Below are 21765 nucleotides of genomic sequence, written 5' to 3' on the forward strand. Positions count from 1 at the left end.
ATTTTTTTACTCGCTATAAGCTTACGCTTTACGAGCTGGTAATTTTTCACGAATACGTGCAGCTTTACCAGACAAGTCACGAAGGTAGTAAAGTTTAGCACGACGAACGTCACCACGACGTTTCACTTCGATTTTAGCAACAACTGGTGAGTGAGTTTGGAATACACGCTCAACACCAACACCGCTAGAAATTTTACGTACTGTGAACGCAGAGTTCAAACCACGGTTTTTCTTAGCGATTACAACACCTTCAAATGCTTGAAGACGTTCACGGTCACCCTCTTTTACTTTTACTTGAACGATGACAGTGTCACCAGGAGCAAAAGCAGGGATATCAGATTTTAACTGTGCATTTTCAACAGCTTGAACTAAAGGATGTTTACCACTCATTGTGGGAATCTCCAATATGTGCGGAGTCAGAAGAGGTCTGAATTTCCGCTGGGGATAGAGGCTAAAGCGCATATCAACCCGTTTATCTTTCCCTTTACGACAATATGTCTATAAAGAGCCTTTAAATTTACATAAAACTATTCATTAAATAGAATTATGCTTTAACTCGAAGCATTGCTTCTCGTCTTGTTGCAGAACTTTCGTTCTTGAGAATAACGATTAAGAGTTACCGTTATTCACTTGCGTATCTTTTAGCCATTTTTTTTGCTGCTTAGTCAACTCTACGTTTTCAACCAACTCTGGTCGGCGCTCTAGAGTTCTTTGATATCGCTGCAAAAAACGCCATTTTTCAATATTGCCATGATGTCCAGATTTTAATACCTCTGGCACATCCAGCCCTTCAAAATGGTCAGGCTTTGTATATTGCGGACAATCTAAAAGACCGTCAACAAAAGAATCTTGTACTGCTGATTGTTCATCTGACATTACATTCGGCAAACGGCGAATAATACTGTCAAGTAACACCATAGCGGGCAGTTCACCACCAGATAAAACATAATCACCAATTGACCATTCTTGGTCAACATAATGCTGGATCAAACGTTCATCTACTCCCTCATAACGTCCACACAGTACGATTAAGCCGTCATAATCGACAAACTGCTTTACTGCCTGTTCATTTAAGGTTTTGCCTTGTGGGGACATATACACCACAGGGACATTAACATGTCCTGCTTGTGAGGCAAGCTGTTTGGCATATGAAATTGCTTTCGCCAAAGGCTCAGCCATCATCACCATACCGGGGCCACCACCAAATGGACGTTCATCCACTCTTCTGTAGTTTCCCTCAGCAAAATCACGAGGATTAATACAAGTGACTTGTACAATATCTCGTTTTGCCGCACGTCCGCTGATGCCGTAGGCTGTAATCGCTTCAAACATTTCAGGAAAAAGCGTAATGACTGCAAAAAACATTACAGACTCCTCTATTTTCCTGCTGTATTAATCCTAAAGGGATTAATAATCTACGCCCCAATTGACGTAAATACGACCAGCTTCAAGATCAACACGTTGTACTACATCTTTATGCCAAGGAATCATGCGCTCTTCTGAATCAATGCTGTCAGGGGTAGCATGCACCACCATCACATCATTAGCTCCAGTTTCAAACAACTCATGAATTTTCCCTAAGTTTACTTCCTGTTCTTCTTCATCAAGACCTAACACAGTTAAGCCTTTTAAATCTGACCAGTAGTACTCATCTACATCTGCTTTTGGCAGTTGAGACTTAGCAATCCAGATATTAGCGCCAACCAAGCTTTCCGCTCCAGTGCGATCACTCACACCTTTCAACGCAACAACTAGGCCTTTGCCATGTGGTTTCCAACGTTTTACATCTATTGTTTGCCAACCGGCCTTGGTCTCAATGTACCAAGGCAGGTAGTCAAACATGTTGCTCATAGGTTCTGTATTTGAATACACCCAGAGCCACCCATTCAATCCATAAGCTGAACGTAACTGTCCAATCTGAATACGATCTTCGGGAACATTCTGTGTTGATGTCATGGGCTACCTACTACAAAAATTATGCAGTAGCTTTTTTAGCTTGAGCAGCTAAAGAAGCAACACGTTCAGAAGGTTGAGCACCTTGAGAAACCCAGTGAGCAAAACGGTCTGCGTCTAAACGAAGTTTTTCTGCTTGACCTTGTGCAGTCGGGTTAAAGAAACCGATACGCTCGATGAAACGACCATCACGTGCATTGCGGCTGTCAGTCACAACGATTTGATAGAATGGACGTTTTTTTGCGCCGCCACGTGCTAAACGAATAACAACCATGATAAAAGCCTTATAATTCTTACGGATTATCCCTGCGCCGACCATCGGCAACACTTCAAACCCCTTTCATAGAGGGCGACATTCTACGTGATTTTCGCCCTGAAAGAAAGATTATTTTTTGAGTTATCCGCAGTTTTGAATTTAAAATTACTGTAGCCAATTTGATGCGGCAGATAACGCACAATTCGTTGCACCTTTTGCCCAAAATTTTTGCCCTTGATCATTAAGACAAATGATCCCATCACCAGCTTGAGAACTAGTAGCAATAGGTGTAGCAGTTAACACCCAGCTTGAATCAGTTATGCTAGCAAAAGCTAAGTTATATAAGGCTTGGCCTTGTTGAGGGCTGACACTAGACCCATAAATCGAAGTAATCGTCGCATTCGACGGATAACGATTGTGAACTACTTTTTCTGATTCTAATGTTTGGGCAATATTCATCATTTCAGATTGAACAGCTGTACGATGTCCTTTGCGTAAATACTGCAAATACGAAGGTGTCGCTATAGCTGCTAAAATTGCAATTATTGCTACTACAATCATGAGTTCTATTAAGGTAAAACCATTCTTCATTGCCAATTCTCACTATTTGTTTCACATACATTGCAAGTGACTGTTCCACCACAGTCATTATCAACAGCCGTAGCTGTTAAACTTTGGCAACGCAAACCTGAATTCTTAGCAATAAAATTAAAGTTTCTTGAATCTGTAGTTGTCGCTTTAATGACCCATGTTTGCCCATTTGCAGCAGCATTCGTCAATAAATTTCCTGTCGTCGTATCATCACTAATTTCAATTGTATAACCACTCCGTGGTAACGTTACAGATGTGGTCGTAAATCCTCTATAGGTAAAGTTCTTGGATTTATGTCGTTCCAACTGTTCTGCCAATTTTAGAATTTCACCTTTAGCAGCAGAGGCAGTCGCTCTGCGGCTATAACTTTGATATGAAGGGATAGCAATCGAAGCAAAAATAGCGACAATCATGATGACAACCATGAGTTCAATCAAGGTAACACCCTGATTAAACCGCTGGATATAGTATTTATTCATAAATAATCCCTTAGCGATAACGCTCATACCAACGCGTAGGAACTAAATGACTTGTACACTGCCACTCGCCTGTTCCACTCTCGTTTCCAGCCAGTTGTAATTTTCCACAACTATTAGTCACTGGAGGTTCATCTCTTTTTGGCACAAATGCTACGCCACGGATACCTGAGCCAATAACGTTTTTATTACATTCAGAAACTCCTGCTGGGCAGTTACTACCCGTTTGTGTTTGAAACCCGCTATCCTCTTCTTTATCACGATTAATCGTTCCATCAGAATTAAGACAGGCACCAAATGGTAAACAGTAAGTCTGTTGATCCGTTTCACCTACTACACGGGGTAAACATGGATCTGCCGCTACAATACCTGTTCCCTGCGGGTCATAAACAGGCACAATTAAAGTCCCTGTAATTGCCATAGGCTCTTCAAAAGCTTTTAGCCCACCTTTAATACGGAAACTATTATTAGCTTTCTCGGTACCATCGCTCATACTAGAAAGCGAGCGATACCAACCATTTTGTCCCGCCCCAGTGTTGGGAAAGAAAATCTGTGCTACTCGAGTTTCTCCAGATCGTAAAATTTGTGGATTTTTTCGAAGCGTCGATCGAGTAATATCTTTTGTTTCAAGCTGGCTATCTGTTAAAGACATTAAGTTCTTTTTAATAAAGTCTTTGTCGATAATTCCATAAACGTTGTTTACAGGTCTTCCGCTTAATGCCGTGCTCGGTGACATCCCCTCACGACCTGTAAGCGGATAAACATCTAAAGGTGTACTACGGTCACCTGAAGCAATACCTACAGTAATAAAAGTGCGGATTCCGTAATCGTGAATTGTCACTGTTGGCGGTTCATAAAAACGCGGCGCATTCCCAGCGGTATAGTCATTCGAAGCATCATAAGTTGAGTCATTCGTTGCTAAATTAGCTAATCGAACAACTCGCACCCCGAAACTGCTATAAGTTGAATTTGTTTTTGTCTGGTTATTATTAAGATCGATACGGAAAATTTGCCCGCCTAAATCGCCAAAATATAAATGGTCTACCAAACCATCAGCATCTCGATCTAAGGTACTAATGCGACTAACAATACTGTGCTTCATATTAGAGTTATCTATATTAGAGCCTGTATCACTAGTCCACCATAAGCGCTGCCCAGTTTTAGCATCAATAATATAAACAGCGTTCCCTTTTGCTTTTCCATTCGTAAAGCAAGAGTTACTCAAAGTAATATTCGGGTTTTCATAACATTGGTCGTAGCCACCAGCAACAATCATAACCCGTTTAATAACCCCGTTATAACGTATATTTGCAAGTACAGGTTTAGACCAACTCTGCCCCATACGACTATAATCAGTTTGATCTGCTCCTACTCTAAACAGGAGCTTAGGTGAAGCAGGATTTAAGACATTTAAGCCATAATAGCTGCTGCCCCCCATTCGCATACCACCATAAATATTCATTTGCTTTGCAGTTACTTTTGATACTGCTGAGCTACCGCTTCCCGTTGTAGTAATACTATATGCAGGGTCAGATACCCAAGCCCCATCCATACCGTAAGCAGGAGCTGAGGCATCACTTTGGCCAACCACTAAAGCTTTTGATGCAACTGGATCATTTAATATATCAGCGGGAACGAAAGCCATTTGTTCTACCCCTGTTGAGGCATCCACAATATGCAGACCACCTTCCATCGTTCCATAAAGAATGGATTGTTCACGCGCAGATGTTAAATTCCCATTTTCATCTAATGTTCCATTATAGGTAAGCTGTACCGGTAAAGAGTGAATACTACCGCCCATCGATAAATATGGTTCATTCGATGTAACTAATGACGAAGGTAAAGTCGTAGCGCTAATATCAGTTGAGTAACCTAGATAATTTAATATTTTTAATTTCAAGCTAATCGGGAAAGCTTTTAAAATATCTTGTCCCGTTGATGCATTAAATTTTCCTAAAACATAACTTGCTGTATTAGCCACACTATCAAAAGGATTAGTTCCTTCTGGTGGAGTAGCTGGAATTTTTAGCAAATTAGCTCCAGAAGTTGATAGCTTCGTTAAGCTACCATCTGATGCGACGGCGGAAACATCAGTAAATAAGTTGCGGATTTTAGTTTGTACTGCGTAATAATATTTTGTGATATTTCCTTCTTCATCACGTGTTTCATTTTGTCCCGCAATTGGTAAAGGAACTTTTGCATATGAACCACCAAAAAAGACTTTACCTCCATCATTATAAGTAGAGCTATTCCAATAATCTTTTGTACCCGTTCTAAATGCCCCAGTTGCGTTGTAAACCAACCCACCAGTATTAGCTTCAAAAGCGCCAGCATTTGTTCCCGATAAAACAACATGATATTTCTTTAAATTTCCTCGCCATGTTAAGTAGGTGTTAGCCGGGTTTGGCTCAAAAGCACGTAAGTAACCATATTCCTGTAAATTTTTAGGATTTAGTGCATCATAAGGAACAGAGATAGCACCTGTGGTTAAGGGTTCTAAAGGAACTTTATCTAAGTTATTAATAAATGCGATAACACTATCTGTTACACCTTGCGCACTTTGGGTAGGGAAAAATCCTCCATTTCCATAACCAGGTGCAGCGACCGCATTTGTGGTCTGATTCGGCGAACAATTATCATCACTTTTACGATCAGATTGGGTTCTCGAACTTAAACGACAGGCATTTTTTACATCAGAAGAACTTAAACTAGAAAAGTCACTACCAAAACCGACAAATGCTGTTTGAATAGAAACTCCAGCTGGGTTTTTTGTTTTATCAAATAATCTTTTTGCAAATTCCCCCATACAAGCCCAACCAGAGTCTGCTGTCGTGTTAGACAAACCTCCAGAACAAGTAAAATTTGCTCCCAAAGTGCTGCCTAGGGCTGTCGACATGACAGTTGCCGAACGCGTATTTGTTGTATTGTTAGGCTCCCCATCTGATAAAAAGTAGATACCTTGCCCATCACAACTCTGGCGATTGGCTACCGCAGGCAAAGGAGATTGGTAAATAGCATTTAAATTAGAGGCATTTCTATCTACAACAATATTCGGATTGCTGGCTGTATCGTTTGATTTTGATTTTGGGATACCACTATCTGCATTTGCTACAGCATAATTAAAGGTGGTGTAGTAATAAGTATAAGAATAAGTCCAATCCGACGAAGTATCATAAGCAGTTGCCGCATCCACACCTGGATTAGAAGTTGACCAGTTACTCCAATAGTTATTAGAGCGACAAGGTTGCCATAGATTTGTGGTATCGATTTGTGAATCACGATAATTCGTACAATATGAGTATTCCGTTCTATTATCAGATTTTCGCACACGCTTTATATAGCTATCTTTTCGGATAGCATAATTCGCCTCTGAATAAGTCGTTGTACCCATCAAATAAGCAGCGGCTTCCGCATAAGCATGAGCCGAAGGCGTTGACCCGCCAGCAGTTAAATTTGCAACAGCCTGTTTTAATTTATAACGCTGAGAACCCACTGTATTTAAAGTACTCGCGTCCCCTAAGGGAGCAGCGGCCACCAAAATTTGTCCACTTCGGCTATCACCATTTGCAGAGAAATTTCCCAACCCCACACGAGTATCATTTAAAACAGGATTATTACTTGCTAAAAAAGCATTCATACCATTTTTAAGCATGGCCAGACGGTTTTCACCATAACTATTGTTAGTCATACTTCCTGATGTATCCAACATCATCACAATGGTTTTTTTACCAGCTGTAGGTGAAGCATAAATTTGTAAATCACTCGCCTGCACAACGGAGCTTGTCATTAGCCATGTAAAAGCAACCGAACTCGAACAGATGGCATACCATAAATTATTTGGCTTAAAATTCTTCAATTTTATTTTCACGATATTCCCCGTTATGAACCTGGTGCCGTAATTTGAGTGAGTTTATTGGTATAGTTAAATTCTTGAACTTGAGTACTAAAAGGCACGTTATGATTTGCCAAACACTCCGCCAATGTTTGTTTAGCCGTTAATGCGGTATCAAAATTATCACTAATTTTTGCCGAACTCGTGCTTAAGCAATCTCTTTGTAAAGTTTCAATAGAGGTAGAAGCATAGGCTGGTAAAAAAGCAGTTGTAATCACTCGAATACGTTGCGTAGACAACATGCTTTTAGGAAGTTGCGTACCTTCCGAGGTGTTTGTTCCTCGTGGTAAATTTGAACCTGGAATATCGCTAGCAGCATCTGTTGGAACACTTACAGCAACTTGGGTAACCACTGCTTGACGATTACTACCATAGTCACTTGTTAAATTGCAGAAACCCGCCACTCCGCCATCTTCGACAACCGCATTATTGGCACTTCCTGCTCGAAGTAAACTTGCGCCTCTGGTCTGAGCAAAATTTGTTGATGTAGAAACAGGCTTATAACAAAAATTGTACTCTGCACCCGGGTTACTTTCATGCTCTTTAAGCGCGGCACCAATCACATTAGTAATATTAGTTAGGGTAGTAGGATTCATCTGCACAATGAGTTCTAAAGGAGTGTCAGATGACTGAAAATTTAATTGGCTAACTTGGCTATTCGTAGCAACTTTTAAAGAAACAATAGCCACTCTTATTGCTAAAACGCCTACAGAAATAACAATCAATAAAATAATCAGTACAACAATAAGGGTTGCCCCTTTTTCTTTAGATCGACTTTTATGAATTAAATGGGTCATAGACTTTCCCCCATCGCATTGCGTAGAGCAATTGTTAAGTTATAAGTGCGGCGTAAGAATCGAGTTGTATTATCAGAAGCATGCACGGTTTGATCTAACATAAGAAAAGATTGCGCAGGATCTATTGCTTTGTTTTGGGCATTATTAGTAGAGCGCGCTAATACAGATATTTGTATTGAAAGAATTCGTGGCGGCATCACAGATGGTGTGGCATCTCGTGCAGCCTGTGCAGCAGCGCGATATTGGGGAATGGTATAATAAGCAAAATTGCCAGCCGCATTTTTTGCACCAAACAGCACATGAAAATGGTCAATACGCGGCAATACAATTTGACCAGCGTCGCCCAACCCAGCAATAGTGGTCGGTTGAGCTGTGGCTACAGCCGAGGGAGTATTTGCATCACATGCAAGTGCATAATCTTGCTGGGAACTACCATTACTATCCAGACGTAAAAAATAACGCTCTACAATTAAATCTCCTGCAAGTACATTTACACCTTCACAATTGGTCATATTCGTAGGCGCAATAAATTGGATAGTCAGCTGATCACTTTGCACAGCTGCATTTGAACTGTTCTGTATATTTGAAAGACCTTTCCAGTGATTACTCACGGTACTCACCGTATCGCCAGCACCACGACTAAGTAATGTGTCAGCAATATAGGTATTTGTTCCCACGTTAGGGACAAAATTAACATTGTTGTTATTTGTTGCAGTGGAGCCAGTTAATACAACACCGCCCCAAGGGGTTGTATCAGTTAATATTGGGTTGGTTACATTTCCATAATTTAGAAGGCGTATATCACGGGCAATATATTCCAAACCAAAAATACCGCTATCTTGTATTTCAGCATTTGCTTTTTGTAGACGGCTTGATAGAAGTCCACCAATAAATAATTGAGTCGCCGCGGCTACCAAAATTAGACCTAAAGCCAATGCAACCATTAGCTCAATTAATGTAAAGCCTCGCTGCTTCAATGATACAAATGAGTGAGCCATTAATATGCCTCCATCATTAAACAGTTCGAATTATTGACATAAACGCCATTTGTACTCATACAACTCGACACATCCGCGCTAGTGACTCGCTCATTTGTTGTAATTACTGGAGCGGTTTTTCCCCAAAAAACAAACAAACATTGCCTCTGCTGGGCCATTGTGCTTGTAACCCCTGGGCAATTCGTCATTGTGATTTTCATGCCAAGTTGATCAGCATTTCTTGCTGCTTGATATGCATCAAATTGGGCAAGCTGAGAAGGTGTACAAGCTGCATTGAAACACAAAGTAGGAGCAGTGGTGGCAGATGAATAGTTGCTATAACTACGGACAAATGCAGGATACTGACTAGCTTGAGAACTATTTACGCGAATGTTTTCTGCTAATCCTCTCATGATCATAATCGCTTGAGATTTACTTAATGCCTCTGAAGAAGCATCCATAGCTCGGACTTGCAAGGCAATATATCCTAAAACCCCTATCGCAATTAAAATTAGGGCAACCAACACTTCTAATAAACCCACCCCAACTTGAGCTTTTTGTTTAGAGCCCTGCATTAACATGTCTCCTCAGCTTTAAAAATTAATATGCCAAGCTTTGTTAAAATAAGAATTTTCTTTTTATTTATTTTTGAATTACAGATAGAGAAAAGTGTGTCTTGGGCGATATTGGTTATCACCCCATTCGCATTAAAAGTTAAAGTCGTCGCTGTTAACGAACTCTGCGTACCATCAGCAGCGATATTTTTAAGCTCAAGACTGTTATTGGAATCAGCTTTCCAATTCAAGGAAGTGGGAGTATTTAAAGCTGTTGAATTCAGATTAATAGAAACGTCTTGTCGACCAAGTATGGCTTGGCTCTTTGCTTCCGATAAAGTATTGATTAGATCTCGTTGGTTTCCATCTAGTCGTTTGCTTTCTAATAAATTCGACATAGATGGTGCAGCCATCATCGCGATAATAGCCATGACCGCAATCGTCACCATAAGTTCAACCAAGGTGAACCCGTCTTGCGCAATAATTCCCCTCATCCCCACACCCCAAATAAACTTTAAAATTTTTTATTTATTAATTAAATTTTACGTCTTATGTTTACAAAACAAATACAAAGCAGATAAAGGGTATAAAAAAACAGATAACTGTCACATCAACAATTATCTGTTTAAATTTTTAAAATCAGTGTGTTAAACACATCACACTTTACGCTTGAGTCACATGAATGCGTAATTCTTTAGGAAGACTAAAAGTTATGTTCTCTTCACGCCCATCTAATTCTTTCGGTGCTTGAGCCCCCCAATCTTGTAAACGTTGAATCACTTGTTTAATCAAAATTTCTGGCGCAGAAGCACCAGCGGTAACACCAATTTTGCAAGTTTCATTGAACCATGATTGCTCTAACTGATCAGCATTATCTACAAGGTAAGCGGCTTTACCCATACGCTCTGCAAGCTCACGTAATCGATTTGAGTTTGATGAGTTAGGTGAACCTACAACTAAAACCACATCACACTTTTCAGCTAAATCACGCACAGCATCTTGTCTGTTTTGAGTTGCGTAGCAAATGTCATCTTTACGTGGGCCCTGAATATGCGGAAATTTTGCACGCAAAGCATCAATAACCTTAGCTGTATCATCAATAGAAAGCGTTGTTTGAGTTACAAATGCAAGTTTCTCCGGATGTCGTACGGTAAGTGCAGCAACATCTTCTTCATCTTCAACCAGATAAATATCACCGCCTTTTAATTTGTCATATTGCCCCATTGTACCTTCGACTTCCGGGTGCCCTTCATGACCAATTAAAATCGCTTCAGTACCTTCACGCGCATATTTAGTCACTTCAATATGAACTTTGGTCACTAAAGGACAAGTCGCATCGAAAACTTTTAAACCTCGGCGTTCAGCTTCTTGTTGAACTGCTTTTGAAACACCGTGCGCACTAAAAATTACAATTGAGTCATCCGGAACCTGATCTAGTTCATCAACAAAAACGGCCCCTCTTTGACGTAGGTCATCTACCACAAATTTATTGTGTACAACTTCATGACGTACATAAATAGGAGGGTTGAAACATTCTAAAGCCCGATTGACGATTGCTATGGCTCGATCAACACCGGCACAAAAACCACGCGGATTAGCTAACACAATTTCCATAACAGCCTCAAAATTAATAAAACAGGGGAATTTCTCTTGAATATTTGCAATTAAAACTATTCAGTTTAAACGCACGGTACACTACAATAGCGAAGATATTTTATCATATCAGGAAAAATATCATGTCGGGTCTATTGTTTGTCGTTTCTGCTGCATCAGGAACGGGCAAAACATCTTTGGTGAAAGCCCTGCTTGACCGTGTGAGCAATTTACATGTTTCAGTCTCACATACAACCCGAGGTCAACGTCCCGGTGAGTTAGATGGTGTTCACTATCACTTCACTACAAAAGATGAATTTCTAGACCAAGTCAACCATGATGGATTTATCGAATACGCTGAAGTATTTGGTAACTACTATGGCACTTCTCAAGCTACGGTAAAACAACAGTTAGCTCAAGGACACGATGTTTTACTTGAAATTGATTGGCAAGGTGCAGAACAAGTACGCAAGCTTTTCCCTGAATCCAAGCAAATATTTATTTTACCTCCAACTCAATTTGATCTACGTCAGCGTTTATCTAATCGCGGCACTGACTCAGTTGAAGTCATTGAGCATCGTTTAAGCTGTGCAGTAGAAGATATGCAGCACTACACGAACTTTGATTACATCATTATCAATGATGATTTTAATAAAGCCTTACATGAGCTTGAAGCTGTAATTACAGCGAACCGTTTGGTGCTATCTCAGCAAGCAAAACGTCATCAAGCTTTAATTCAGGACTTGATTACTCCTCAACCAAAACAGGAATAACTTGAGTCTAGATCGAAAGCCTTTTATACTATTTAGTCTGTTCAAATTCACCATTCCAAAACGAGAACTTTTATGGCACGCGTCACCGTTGAAGATTGTTTAGATCATGTAGACAACCGTTTTGAGCTTGTGCTCGTTGCAAGTAAACGTGCTCGTCAATTGGCACGTCAAGGCATGGAGCCAACTGTAGAATGGGATAACGACAAACCGACTGTAGTTTCTTTGCGCGAAATCGCGGCAGGGCACGTTACGAAAGAAATTCTTAAACAACGTGAGCAAGATTACCAAACTTCTAGTCTTGATCTTGCCCTTTCTACAAACAGCTTGAATTTAGAAGGTTTTTCTTTCTAATTCACTCTGTTTCATAAAAAAACCATCGTTTTTCTGCGATGGTTTTTTATTTGGCTTTGCGCCATATTTAAAGATATTGAGAAAAGCAATTATTTTCATTGAAAAAAAAATACAGTTTTTCAAATGAAAAAATTGACAAGTTCCGCAATATGCTTTTCATTAAGAAGCAGATAGATTTAGTTTTTCAGTAATAGGAAAAAGGGTGATTTATGCCAGGCGAAGAGGTCAGCCAAGCCAAGCAACAGCTCAAATTAATTATCGACCCTTACTTATCGGTAAGCGAAGTCGAAAAAGTGCTTGCTGCCTGCGATTTTGCCGATCTAGCGCATACTGGCATTACACGTAAAAGTGGTGAGCCCTATATTCTGCACCCTATCGCTGTAAGTTGCATTCTTGCAAACATGCGTTTAGATGCTGAAACTTTAATGGCAGCACTTTTGCATGATGTTATTGAAGATACTCAATATACAAAAGAAGATATTATTGAAAAGTTTGGCCTAACCGTTGCAGAGCTAGTCGATGGTGTAACCAAACTTAGCCAATCAAGCGATAAAGAATATAATAAAGCAGCTTCATTCCGAAAAATTCTGCAAGCGACCTTACAAGATCCACGTGTCATCATTATTAAATTAGCAGATCGCTATCACAATATGACAACTCTAGGTGCTTTACGCCCAGATAAACGAGCCCGTATCGCTCAAGAAACTTTTGATATATTTGTACCGATGGCAAGATTAGTCGGCATGAATGAAATGGGCGATAATCTAGAGAATCTCTGCTATCAAAACCTTGACCTTGATATGTTTGATAACGTTCAGAATGCTCTGCTACAGACAAAGCCAGAACGCTGTAAATATCAAAGTATTTGGGAACAAAACCTCGCTGAACTTCTGCATAATTATCATATTCAAGGCCGTATTAAAAAGAAAAATAACAATATCGAATTATTACGCCATTTCGTTAAAAACGAGATGGATCTCCAAGAGCTTACCCATAGTCATGCTTTTGAAATTGTTCTACAAAGCATTGCCGACTGTGACCGCTTAGAAGAAGCATTAAGAGAAAACTTTCAGGTTATCCAGTACCAAGACCACATTCGTCGACCATTACCCGGCGGTAATCAGTCTTTATTGATTAAACTTAAAGGCGAAAAAACAACACTATCTCTTACCATTCAAACTGAGCTCATGCGTAAAGCTGCCCGTTTTGGGGTAGTGTTAGGTGAAAATGCGCCGCAAACTTGTCGCTCTGCCATTCAGGCTTCAATGCAGAACTTAAATACATTGATTGACGGTGAATGTGCTAAAACAACTTTTAATGATTTGCTTGATTATCTGCACCAAGAAAAAATCTGGGTATATACGCCCCATGGCCAACTGCATGAGCTACCGCAAGGCGCTACCGTAGTTGATTTTGCTTATTCAGCAAGTTTATTTTTAGGTAACCATGCAGTTGGTGCAAAAGTCGATGGAGAGATTAAACCACTCTCTACCCCACTAGTTAGTGGTCAGGTTATCGAGATTATTACTGATGTTTTAGCAACACCAAACCCAGACTGGCTAAGCTTTATTAATACGCAAAAAGCGCGTCGTGCATTACAGCATGTGCTTAAAGATCAAGATATCGAAGAACAACGTCTTGTTGGTGCACAAGCGCTTTCTCGAGCACTAAAACTCTTTAATCGTTCAATCAATGATCTTTCCGAAGCTGACTGGTTAGATCTATTACAATGGCGCCATATCGATAATAAAAATACATTGTTTGAACAAATTGCGGTTGGCGATTTACTACCTCAACTTGTAGCAAACCACCTGTTTGCTCATGATAAACATCCGCAAGTAGAAAACTCAGATCGACTTATTCAAAGCACGGAAGGAGTCGACGTTAAATATGCACACTGCTGCAATCCTATTCTAGGCGATCCAATTCAAGGACATTTAACACGTCGCGGGTTAATTGTGCATCGTATTCGCTGTCATAACTTGCTACATGAACAGCATCTACATCCTGAAAATATCATGCCGCTTCAATGGAAAGCAGATGATGTAGATGATGTCCGTTTTACAGCGTACCTTGCTATTTATATGGCGATGAATGATGAACAAGTATCAGACCTGATCTATCAATGTCGTAAAAATAACGCTGGGGTAGAGATGGTTCACTCAAATGAGCAAAGAACTTTTGTGAATATTGTAGTGAATAACCGTAAGCATATTGCAAAAGTCATTCGTGATTTACGCATGCACTATGGTTTCCCGCGCATTGAACGTTTAGATGCTCCTGCTCCGCAAATGGAAATTTCAAAAGTAAGCTAAATTTCTATAGAGACTATTGACTAGATTTATGTTTCCTTAACAAAATCAAACTTTCCAAATTCACTTAATCAATTAAATCGATGATACTTTTGTCCAAAGCTATCATCGATTATGATGGAAATAGATTTAATCAAGGAGAACCAAATGTCCCGCCAAGTCATTCATACTGAAAATGCCCCTGCTGCTATCGGCACATACTCTCAAGCTATTTTAGTAGACAATACGCTATATCTTTCAGGGCAAATTGGTTTAGACCCATACAGTATGGAACTTGTAGAAGGTATCGAAGCTCAAATTCGCCGTGTATTTGATAATTTAAAAGCAGTTTGTGAAGCTGCTGGTGGTTCACTTGCAGATATTGCTAAGCTCAATATTTTTTTAACTGATCTATCAAATTTCCAACTCGTAAACCAAATTATGGGTGAATATTTTGCTCAGCCCTACCCTGCACGTGCAGCTCTTGGTGTAGCAAGCTTGCCAAAAGGTGCATTAGTGGAAATGGACGGAATTGTAATTATTAATCAATAAGATATAAAAATCAGAATATCTAAATTTCACTATTTAGTTTTTAAAACACGAACCACTTTTGCATAAAAATCTAAATTCTTCTTGGATTTCCGCTTAGGTGGTCTTTTTTTATTCAAAATCCCAATAATGATAAATGAGATTTTAAATGAATTTCATTGACAAACGATAATAATTATCAATAATATCAATTATCGCATTTATATTTGGGGATCACTCCCATGTACGTTTGCTTGTGTCGTGGCATTACCGATCAGGATATTAAAGACGCTATTGAAAATGGCGCTGAAAGCTATCGTGAAATTCGCGATTTGCTTGATCTTGGTACATGCTGTGGACGCTGTGCACCAGAAGCTCGCGCTATCATTAGCGAAGAATTAGCAGAAATCGCTGCTCGCATTTCTGTAGCTGCATAATAAAAATTAATATTTAACAAAATTTATTGACTCCTCCACCGCTTTTTGCGGAACATTTATAGTTCCTCATTCAAGCGGTTTTTTTTGGCATGAAAATACCCTTTCTAATATTGTGTTGTTTTTGATTGCGATTTTCATTTGCTGTTCCATAAATTACTCGCCATCTCCATGATTGTTCACTAAAATGGATTTATAGATTGCCTTAATTAAGTTTGAGGCAGAAATTGTTTTGGAGTAGCTACAATGAAAGGCAATCGTGATGTCATTAATCAGCTTAATCAAGTGCTGTATCATCATTTAACTGCAATTAATCAATACTTTTTACATTCACGCATGTTTAATGACTGGGGAATTGAGCAGCTTGGCTCTGCTGAATATAAAGAATCAATTCGTCAAATGAAACATGCCGATAAAATCATTGAACGTATTTTATTTTTAGAAGGACTACCTAACCTCCAACATTTAGGTAAGCTTTATATTGGTCAACACACAGAAGAAGTTCTGCACTGTGACATTCGTAAAGTAAAAGAAAATATAGAAGCAATTCAAAAAGCGGTTGCTTTAGCTGAAACAGAGCAAGACTATGTCACCCGTGACCTTGTTCAAGAAATTTTAGAAAAAGAAGAAGAATATTGGGATTGGTTAGATACCCAAATTGATCTTATTGGCAGCGTAGGTATTGAAAACTATATCCAGAGCAAAATGTAATTTCTCATAAAAAAATCCCCTTGAGTACAAGGGGATTTTTTTATTACTTTTCTTTTAATAACCCTGATAGCGTTATTTTTTGCTTATAGAGTCGCTGTAAAATAAATATTTGCTGCTGTGCCTGCTCCACTTTTCCATTATAAGCCAGTAATTTTGCGTATTTACGCAAGTTATATGGAGTAGGTTTATTCTTCACAAAATTTTCCCATTGATCCAAATTAGCTTCAGATAATAGTGTGTGGGGATTAAGTTCAATCCAACGTAAACGCTGCTCAAACTGCGTTAAAACAAAAATTTTACCGCTTCCCATAAATTCGGCATTTGGACGCTTATTATTAAAAAGCAAATTACTATTTAAAACATAGACATTATAATCACGTAAAATCGCAATAATAAGCAGTAAACTTACACCCCATGATAAGCGAAGAATATGTTTGTTGAGGATAATTCCTTTCAGAACAGGAGTCTGGGCTTGCACAATACCAAGTAGGAACCCGCAAGTAAGTAAGAAATAAGCATAACGTTGTGGAAACTCTAACATGGCATGAATAAGTACTGTACATACCATCATAATCGCTATAATCGAGATGGCATTTTTAGCCTGTTGATTTAACCAAATAAACCAGCAAGCAAAGTAGGTAATGATTACAGCACCCAGTGGAATACCATTCCAGATAATTAGATCAAGCAGTACATTATGAGCACTGGTGGTCCACTCTCCTGTTGGGAAAGCATGATAAACCGTCATTTGTGCGACACTGGTTTGATTCCAACCATAACCCAACCAAGGGTGCTGCTGTACGGCAAGCAACATTTGTGACCAGATATTAAAGCGCAAATACCCAGAGCTTGCTCTTTCAACCAAACTACTTGCCTGGGTTACATCAGTACTTGCCCATGCTTCAATTAAACTAGTAGCAAACGGCAATACTATGCCTGCCATTACAAAAAAACCAACACACCACAAAAAACCTTGAATAAATCCAAATCTTTTTTGTTTTCCAAATTGTTTAACTATCCAGTAGATGAATAAGAATGGAAAAACGATCCATGATGTTCGTGATTGACTTAAAGCAATTGTGAACAAAATAATCAGCGCTGAAGGCAATAATAACCAAAGTGTTACTTTATTTTTTTCATATAAATACAAACATCCTAATAATCCAATAATTAAGAATGTCGCCATGTTGTTGGGTTGACCAAAATTTCCGTAAGGACGATTACCAATTAGATGAAGTGTATAAATTAAATGTGATTCAATATTCAGCCACTGGAAAATTGCTATAAGACTGGTTAATAGCGATGTAATAATTACTAATAAGCTAAAACCTGAAAAAATTTGATCTCTCTTTTTTTGATCTAAAGATAGATTGTAGCCAGTCACGACCATAAACCAAAAACCTAATAAGTAAAATGAACTTAATAAGGCCGTACTTAAATCAAAAACTAAACCAAAGCCCCACTGCACAATAGGAATTAAAGTAAATGGGAGCAACAATATCTGTGCTCTAGGAATTTTAATATTTTGTTGAATTAGGGCAGCTAATACGCATAACCCAGCCCCAAAAGTACTGACTTCACTTGAGAACATGACCCAAGGGCTGTAGTGAAATGGAGACAACCATGCGAAGCCCAACAGGATTGCAGCGAGGAATAGGAAGAATACTTGCATAGTGAGAGGTTAGAGACCAAAACTTGTGGGAATTATACATGGAAGTCTAAAAAAGAATGTATGAAGTCTAAATGAAAAGATCTTAATAAAATTTAGTATAAAAAAATTAAGGAATGTGTGAAGCTGGTATCAAGTGCTGTGTACTACCATACTCCCAAAAATTTGGTGCCATCCGTCCGACATAACTCGTACACTCCCAGCAAGTTAAATCTTGTCCTAAGTACATAATCGTAATGTACAAAAATAAAGCTCCCCATAAACCAATTAATAGTTTCGTCAGTCTATAAGGATATTTCAAATATTCTTTAGACTGCTCCAGCTGGGAAAAAGCAAATGCTAAAAATAATATACAGGCCATTTGTGAAGCAGGATAAACCATACTTCCTGAGAACATCGCATCAACTAAAATTGCAATTAAGCCAGCTTTCGCAATAGGTAAAACATTCTTATTTCGAAACAACTTAAGAACTTGATATATCATCCAAACTAAAAAAATACACCCAACGACTCCCCATTCAAAAATTAACCTTAAATATAAGTTATGTATGTGATGTCCATATTTATATTGAATTTCTGAGAGATACCCTCCCCCCACTCCAGTCCATGGCTTTTCTTTCCATTGCTCAAAAACGAAACTCCACATCTCTGCACGCATGGATGTTCCCACTCTCATTACGGTCATAGTATTTTTATCAGCGAAATAAATAGTAGTTTTATAAACTAAAAAAGCTAAAAAAATGTAAATACAGCTTTGCAAAATGAGCTTTCGATTTTCTCGAGAGTAGATAAAGAAAACTAACAATCCTATCACTACAGCAAGTAAGGCGGATCTGGCTCCGTCAAAGAACCATGCTAAAGCAAAAAAGAAACTAGCAAATGGATAAAAGTAATAAAAATAAGGGAAATTTTTATTTTTTAAAAAAATTAGAAAAAAGAATATAGGCACGATAACACTGTCATAAATTCGGATCGTGCCAGAGTTAAATTGCCAGTCAAACCATTGTTTGTAGAAAATAAAATTAGTGATAGAAATACAAATAAATAAACAAGGAATAAATGCTGAAAAAACGACTAATGCTAAGCCGTGTTCTATATTTTTTACATTCTTTAAATCATATGGCAAAGCAGAAAATATAAATAGTAATGCTATCGCAGACCAAAGTTCTTGAAATTGAAAAATGCTATAAGTTGTTATCTTTATAGCAGTTAATACACCAATCAGAAAAAAAGTAATTTGAGTAAAAATTGAATATTCTATTTTTTTGGTAAATATTAAAACCGATAAAGCAGATAATGCTAAGGGAAATTGTAATAAACGAAGTTCATCATATTGGATAACTGACCAGCCAATTTGATAACCTAATAAAGCTGCGACAAGATAAATTACTATTAGAATAAATAGAATAGTTTTTTTTAACATATTTATTTTCTTTAATAAAAAAGAGAGGTCGAAACCTCTCTCTTTTTTATTAAATATTAAGAAGCTGTACATGTATTAGGTAAATATTTCTGCTCAATTTTGGTAGAACCTGTAGAGGTACAAGTCCAAGTTAGATTGTTACTAGAATCTGCAGTAGGTGTTAATATTAATGTCTTACTTTGGAGACCTTTAGAAACTCCTGTAGAGGCAAAAGTCGCTGTAATAACACCTTCATCTACAGCGACATTGTTTACATATTTACCTTTCACTTCTGTAGCGGCAGGAATTCCATGGGATGATGAATCAATACCAGCAAGAGTCCCAATTTGGCCATATGTTTCATTAACATTTGTTTTTAAAGCAGCAGATAAGTTGATCGCTTCAGTAACTTGAGAACGTGCAATATAATTCTGATATTGCGGAATCGCAATTGCAGCTAAAATACCAATAATGGCAACTACGATCATGAGTTCAATTAATGTAAAACCTTTTTGTGCATTCATAGCCTTTTCCCCAAAGATTGTATGTATGTTTTTATATAAGCTTTTTCAGCTATCAACTATAGTGCAGTATCCATGCCAACTCTTATTTTATTTAAAAAAACAAATACTTAATGAAAATTCAACTATTCTTAAATATTAAATGGGTGTAAGTAATTGACAAAAAATGTCATATAACTTTTTATAAAAACACCTCACGCATTAAAAAAAATAAATTACACAATTCAAATTTTATATTTATTTGTGTGAACAAAATCACTTTAAAAAATAAACAAGTAGGTGACATTTTTTGTCAGTCACCTTTAAAAACAAAATTATGAGAATTAGCTAATATAGGAATTTTAAAAAGTGAGTTAATTAAGAATAATCGGAGCATTCCCCAATTCATTGGATTGATCAGGCATGTTTTCGTCATAAAACTTTGACAGCACCTCCCCAATTTGTTGTACGCCAATCACTACAGCTCGTTGATATTCTTTTTGTTTAAGCTTTTGTACTATTGCTTCACAAATCTGTTGCCAGATTTGATCGTTAGTCGCATTTCTAATGCCACGGTCAAATACAATTTCTACTGTTCGTTCACATAAATTTAGGTATAACAATACGCCACTATTTAAGGCGGTATCCCAAACGCCTAGTTCTGCAAATAATTGCTGTGCTCTTAAACGTGTATTTTGCCTATAGGCTTGTGAACATGGAATATGACCTTCAATTACAACCTGTATTTCTCCAACATGCCCATGTTCTGCCTGCTGTACAGCATCTGCAATAGCTTGTTTATCTTGTTTGGAAAAATATCGGCTGCTGGCTGGCAAGTAACAAAAGTGCTTGAACCAACGCTTTAGGCTAGGTTCTACAGATTCATCAATTTTTGGTTGAGTAATAATTTGTGTTGTTTCTGATGTTGTTACCATGAGCCTGAAGCACCTCCACCGCCAAAACGACCTCCGCCGCCACCATAGCCTCCGCCACCTCCGCCGAAGCCACCTCCGCGTCCGCCACCGCCAGACCCACTTAAAATGGCCTGTAAAATAAGTTGGGCAATTGATGTAATGAGTAAAAAGAAAATACCAAAACCAAGTAGTAAGCTAGTGACCAACCCTGCCCCATTTACGAATCCTGCTACCGCAGCAGCAACCCCTGCTGTAGATGCACTAAGCGGACGACCAACAATAAACGAACCCACAATTCCAGCAACAAGGATAAATAAAGCCATTGTCAGCGTTGTCTGCTTGGCTTGCTGTTCTTCTGCAGCTTGATGCTGACGTTCTTTTAAATCTTGCGCAGCTTGCTGAGCAACTTCTGGATCTAAATTTAAAATTCTTCCGATTTCATCAATACCTGCACTCAAACCTTGCGCATATTGGGCTTGTTTAAAATAAGGTGTAATTTGGTTTCGAATAATCCGACTTGCCACAATATCCGGCAACACACCTTCTAAACCATAGCCAGTTAGTATTTGTATACGGCGGTCATTTACAGCGACTGCAATGAGTAATCCATTGTCACGTTTAGATGATCCTAATTGCCACTTTTCACCAACACGTAACGCATAATCAAAGATATCTTCTTGGCCAGTGGTAGGAACAATAACGACACCAATCTGCGCTTTGCCTTGTTGATATAAACTTAGAATTTTTTGATCAAGTTGCTGCTTCTCAGCCTCGCTTAAGATATTGGCTTGATCAATAACAGGCTGGTTTAAAGTTGGCAAACCACGAATTGATTCGCCATCAGCCATATCATTCGCAACTTGGACTTGAGGAGCAGGGCTTGAAGCAGCTTGCCCTTCTAGTTTAGTTGCAGTAGCTTGAGTTTGTTGCTTTTGAATAATTTTGCCAGCAACTATTGTGTCTGCCTCATCGGTAGCAGTTGCAATATTACTTTCACTCCATGCCGTATTCTGAAAAAGAACACCACAACAGAGCAAAATTAAGGTCGAAATAAAGACCTTAATTTGCTTTGATTGAAGCAATAGAGTATTTCTCATACGGCA

The 21765-nt window shown here is 38.5% G+C and carries 23 protein-coding genes and 2 pseudogenes; 7 read left to right on the forward strand and 18 right to left on the reverse strand.

Going from position 1 to position 21765, the window contains the following annotated elements; translation table 11 throughout:
- Window positions 1-21: 21 nt before the first annotated feature.
- The 12 genes from rplS to ispH form a co-directional block, all read right to left on the reverse strand.
- A complete protein-coding gene (gene rplS, locus KTI79_RS12745; protein ID WP_002116654.1) occupies window positions 22-390 on the reverse strand; it encodes a 50S ribosomal protein L19 in 369 nt (122 codons plus the stop codon).
- A 219-nt stretch (window positions 391-609) separates the two neighbouring features.
- Window positions 610-1365, reverse strand: a complete 756-nt coding sequence (gene trmD / locus KTI79_RS12750; RefSeq protein ID WP_086265002.1) for a tRNA (guanosine(37)-N1)-methyltransferase TrmD — start codon at window positions 1363-1365, stop codon at window positions 610-612.
- 42 nt (window positions 1366-1407) lie between these two features.
- Window positions 1408-1956: a ribosome maturation factor RimM gene (gene rimM / locus KTI79_RS12755; protein ID WP_002116736.1), complete on the reverse strand. Its 549-nt coding sequence runs from the start codon at window positions 1954-1956 to the stop codon at window positions 1408-1410.
- Window positions 1957-1975: 19 nt separating this feature from the next.
- On the reverse strand, window positions 1976-2227 hold the full coding sequence (gene rpsP, locus KTI79_RS12760) for a 30S ribosomal protein S16 (RefSeq protein ID WP_000260334.1): 252 nt from the start codon (window positions 2225-2227) through the stop codon (window positions 1976-1978).
- Window positions 2228-2374: 147 nt separating this feature from the next.
- Complete coding sequence (locus KTI79_RS12765; RefSeq protein ID WP_086265003.1) at window positions 2375-2800, reverse strand: type IV pilin protein; 426 nt, start codon at window positions 2798-2800, stop codon at window positions 2375-2377.
- Window positions 2797-3279, reverse strand: a complete 483-nt coding sequence (locus KTI79_RS12770; protein WP_086265004.1) for a type IV pilin protein — start codon at window positions 3277-3279, stop codon at window positions 2797-2799. The genes KTI79_RS12765 and KTI79_RS12770 overlap by 4 nt, the downstream gene beginning before the upstream one ends.
- 10 nt (window positions 3280-3289) lie before the next feature.
- Complete coding sequence (locus tag KTI79_RS12775; protein ID WP_199964077.1) at window positions 3290-7144, reverse strand: PilC/PilY family type IV pilus protein; 3855 nt, start codon at window positions 7142-7144, stop codon at window positions 3290-3292.
- 11 nt (window positions 7145-7155) lie between these two features.
- Complete coding sequence (locus KTI79_RS12780) at window positions 7156-7965, reverse strand: PilX N-terminal domain-containing pilus assembly protein (protein ID WP_086265006.1); 810 nt, start codon at window positions 7963-7965, stop codon at window positions 7156-7158.
- A complete protein-coding gene (locus KTI79_RS12785) occupies window positions 7962-8963 on the reverse strand; it encodes a PilW family protein (RefSeq protein ID WP_086265007.1) in 1002 nt (333 codons plus the stop codon). The genes KTI79_RS12780 and KTI79_RS12785 overlap by 4 nt, the downstream gene beginning before the upstream one ends.
- Window positions 8963-9523, reverse strand: a complete 561-nt coding sequence (gene pilV, locus KTI79_RS12790) for a type IV pilus modification protein PilV (RefSeq protein ID WP_086265008.1) — start codon at window positions 9521-9523, stop codon at window positions 8963-8965. Before pilV ends, KTI79_RS12785 begins: the two co-directional genes overlap by 1 nt.
- Entirely contained in the window at window positions 9517-9990 is a 474-nt protein-coding gene (locus KTI79_RS12795) for a Tfp pilus assembly protein FimT/FimU (protein ID WP_086265009.1), read from the reverse strand. Before KTI79_RS12795 ends, pilV begins: the two co-directional genes overlap by 7 nt.
- Before the next feature lie 169 nt (window positions 9991-10159).
- The gene (gene ispH, locus KTI79_RS12800) at window positions 10160-11110 is read right to left on the reverse strand and encodes a 4-hydroxy-3-methylbut-2-enyl diphosphate reductase (protein WP_002116992.1); all 951 of its coding nucleotides are present in this window, start codon (window positions 11108-11110) and stop codon (window positions 10160-10162) included.
- A 122-nt stretch (window positions 11111-11232) separates the two neighbouring features.
- On the opposite strand from ispH, the gene gmk reads away from it, so the two are divergent.
- The 5 genes and pseudogenes from gmk to KTI79_RS12825 all read left to right on the forward strand — a co-directional run bounded on the left by gmk (window position 11233) and on the right by KTI79_RS12825 (window position 15056).
- Window positions 11233-11862, forward strand: coding sequence for a guanylate kinase (gmk, locus tag KTI79_RS12805; protein WP_005804544.1), 630 nt, complete (start codon window positions 11233-11235; stop codon window positions 11860-11862).
- 72 nt (window positions 11863-11934) lie between these two features.
- Window positions 11935-12213, forward strand: coding sequence for a DNA-directed RNA polymerase subunit omega (gene rpoZ, locus KTI79_RS12810; RefSeq protein WP_002116990.1), 279 nt, complete (start codon window positions 11935-11937; stop codon window positions 12211-12213).
- 38 nt (window positions 12214-12251) lie between these two features.
- Window positions 12252-12404, forward strand: a pseudogene (locus KTI79_RS12815) (hypothetical protein).
- Window positions 12405-12422: 18 nt separating this feature from the next.
- The gene (locus tag KTI79_RS12820) at window positions 12423-14528 is read left to right on the forward strand and encodes a RelA/SpoT family protein (protein WP_002116807.1); all 2106 of its coding nucleotides are present in this window, start codon (window positions 12423-12425) and stop codon (window positions 14526-14528) included.
- A gap of 144 nt (window positions 14529-14672) precedes the next feature.
- On the forward strand, window positions 14673-15056 hold the full coding sequence (locus KTI79_RS12825; protein ID WP_002116996.1) for a RidA family protein: 384 nt from the start codon (window positions 14673-14675) through the stop codon (window positions 15054-15056).
- Window positions 15057-15088: 32 nt separating this feature from the next.
- Here the strand turns inward: KTI79_RS12825 and KTI79_RS19195 are convergent.
- A pseudogene (locus KTI79_RS19195) lies at window positions 15089-15172 on the reverse strand (hypothetical protein); the annotation flags it as partial.
- A gap of 102 nt (window positions 15173-15274) precedes the next feature.
- Between KTI79_RS19195 and KTI79_RS12830 the strand changes: the two are divergent.
- Together KTI79_RS12830 and bfr are read left to right on the forward strand one after the other, a co-directional pair.
- A complete protein-coding gene (locus tag KTI79_RS12830) occupies window positions 15275-15469 on the forward strand; it encodes a bacterioferritin-associated ferredoxin (protein WP_000289091.1) in 195 nt (64 codons plus the stop codon).
- Between the two features lie 243 nt (window positions 15470-15712).
- Window positions 15713-16177, forward strand: a complete 465-nt coding sequence (gene bfr / locus KTI79_RS12835; protein ID WP_017387045.1) for a bacterioferritin — start codon at window positions 15713-15715, stop codon at window positions 16175-16177.
- 43 nt (window positions 16178-16220) lie between these two features.
- Here the strand turns inward: bfr and KTI79_RS12840 are convergent, their stop codons facing one another.
- The 5 genes from KTI79_RS12840 to KTI79_RS12860 form a co-directional block, all read right to left on the reverse strand.
- Window positions 16221-17849, reverse strand: coding sequence for a PglL family O-oligosaccharyltransferase (locus tag KTI79_RS12840; protein WP_086265010.1), 1629 nt, complete (start codon window positions 17847-17849; stop codon window positions 16221-16223).
- A 106-nt stretch (window positions 17850-17955) separates the two neighbouring features.
- Window positions 17956-19269, reverse strand: a complete 1314-nt coding sequence (locus KTI79_RS12845) for an O-antigen ligase family protein (RefSeq protein ID WP_086376080.1) — start codon at window positions 19267-19269, stop codon at window positions 17956-17958.
- 56 nt (window positions 19270-19325) lie between these two features.
- A complete protein-coding gene (locus tag KTI79_RS12850; protein WP_017400494.1) occupies window positions 19326-19772 on the reverse strand; it encodes a pilin in 447 nt (148 codons plus the stop codon).
- 350 nt (window positions 19773-20122) lie between these two features.
- Entirely contained in the window at window positions 20123-20683 is a 561-nt protein-coding gene (locus KTI79_RS12855) for a TPM domain-containing protein (RefSeq protein ID WP_086264805.1), read from the reverse strand.
- Window positions 20677-21759 carry a TPM domain-containing protein gene (locus KTI79_RS12860; RefSeq protein WP_086264804.1) on the reverse strand — a complete coding sequence of 361 codons (1083 nt, stop codon included), beginning with the start codon at window positions 21757-21759 and terminating at the stop codon, window positions 20677-20679. Before KTI79_RS12860 ends, KTI79_RS12855 begins: the two co-directional genes overlap by 7 nt.
- Between the last annotated feature and the right edge of the window lie 6 nt (window positions 21760-21765).

Source organism: Acinetobacter sp. WU_MDCI_Abxd143, assembly GCF_025514195.1.
Lineage (GTDB): Bacteria > Pseudomonadota > Gammaproteobacteria > Pseudomonadales > Moraxellaceae > Acinetobacter > Acinetobacter pittii_H.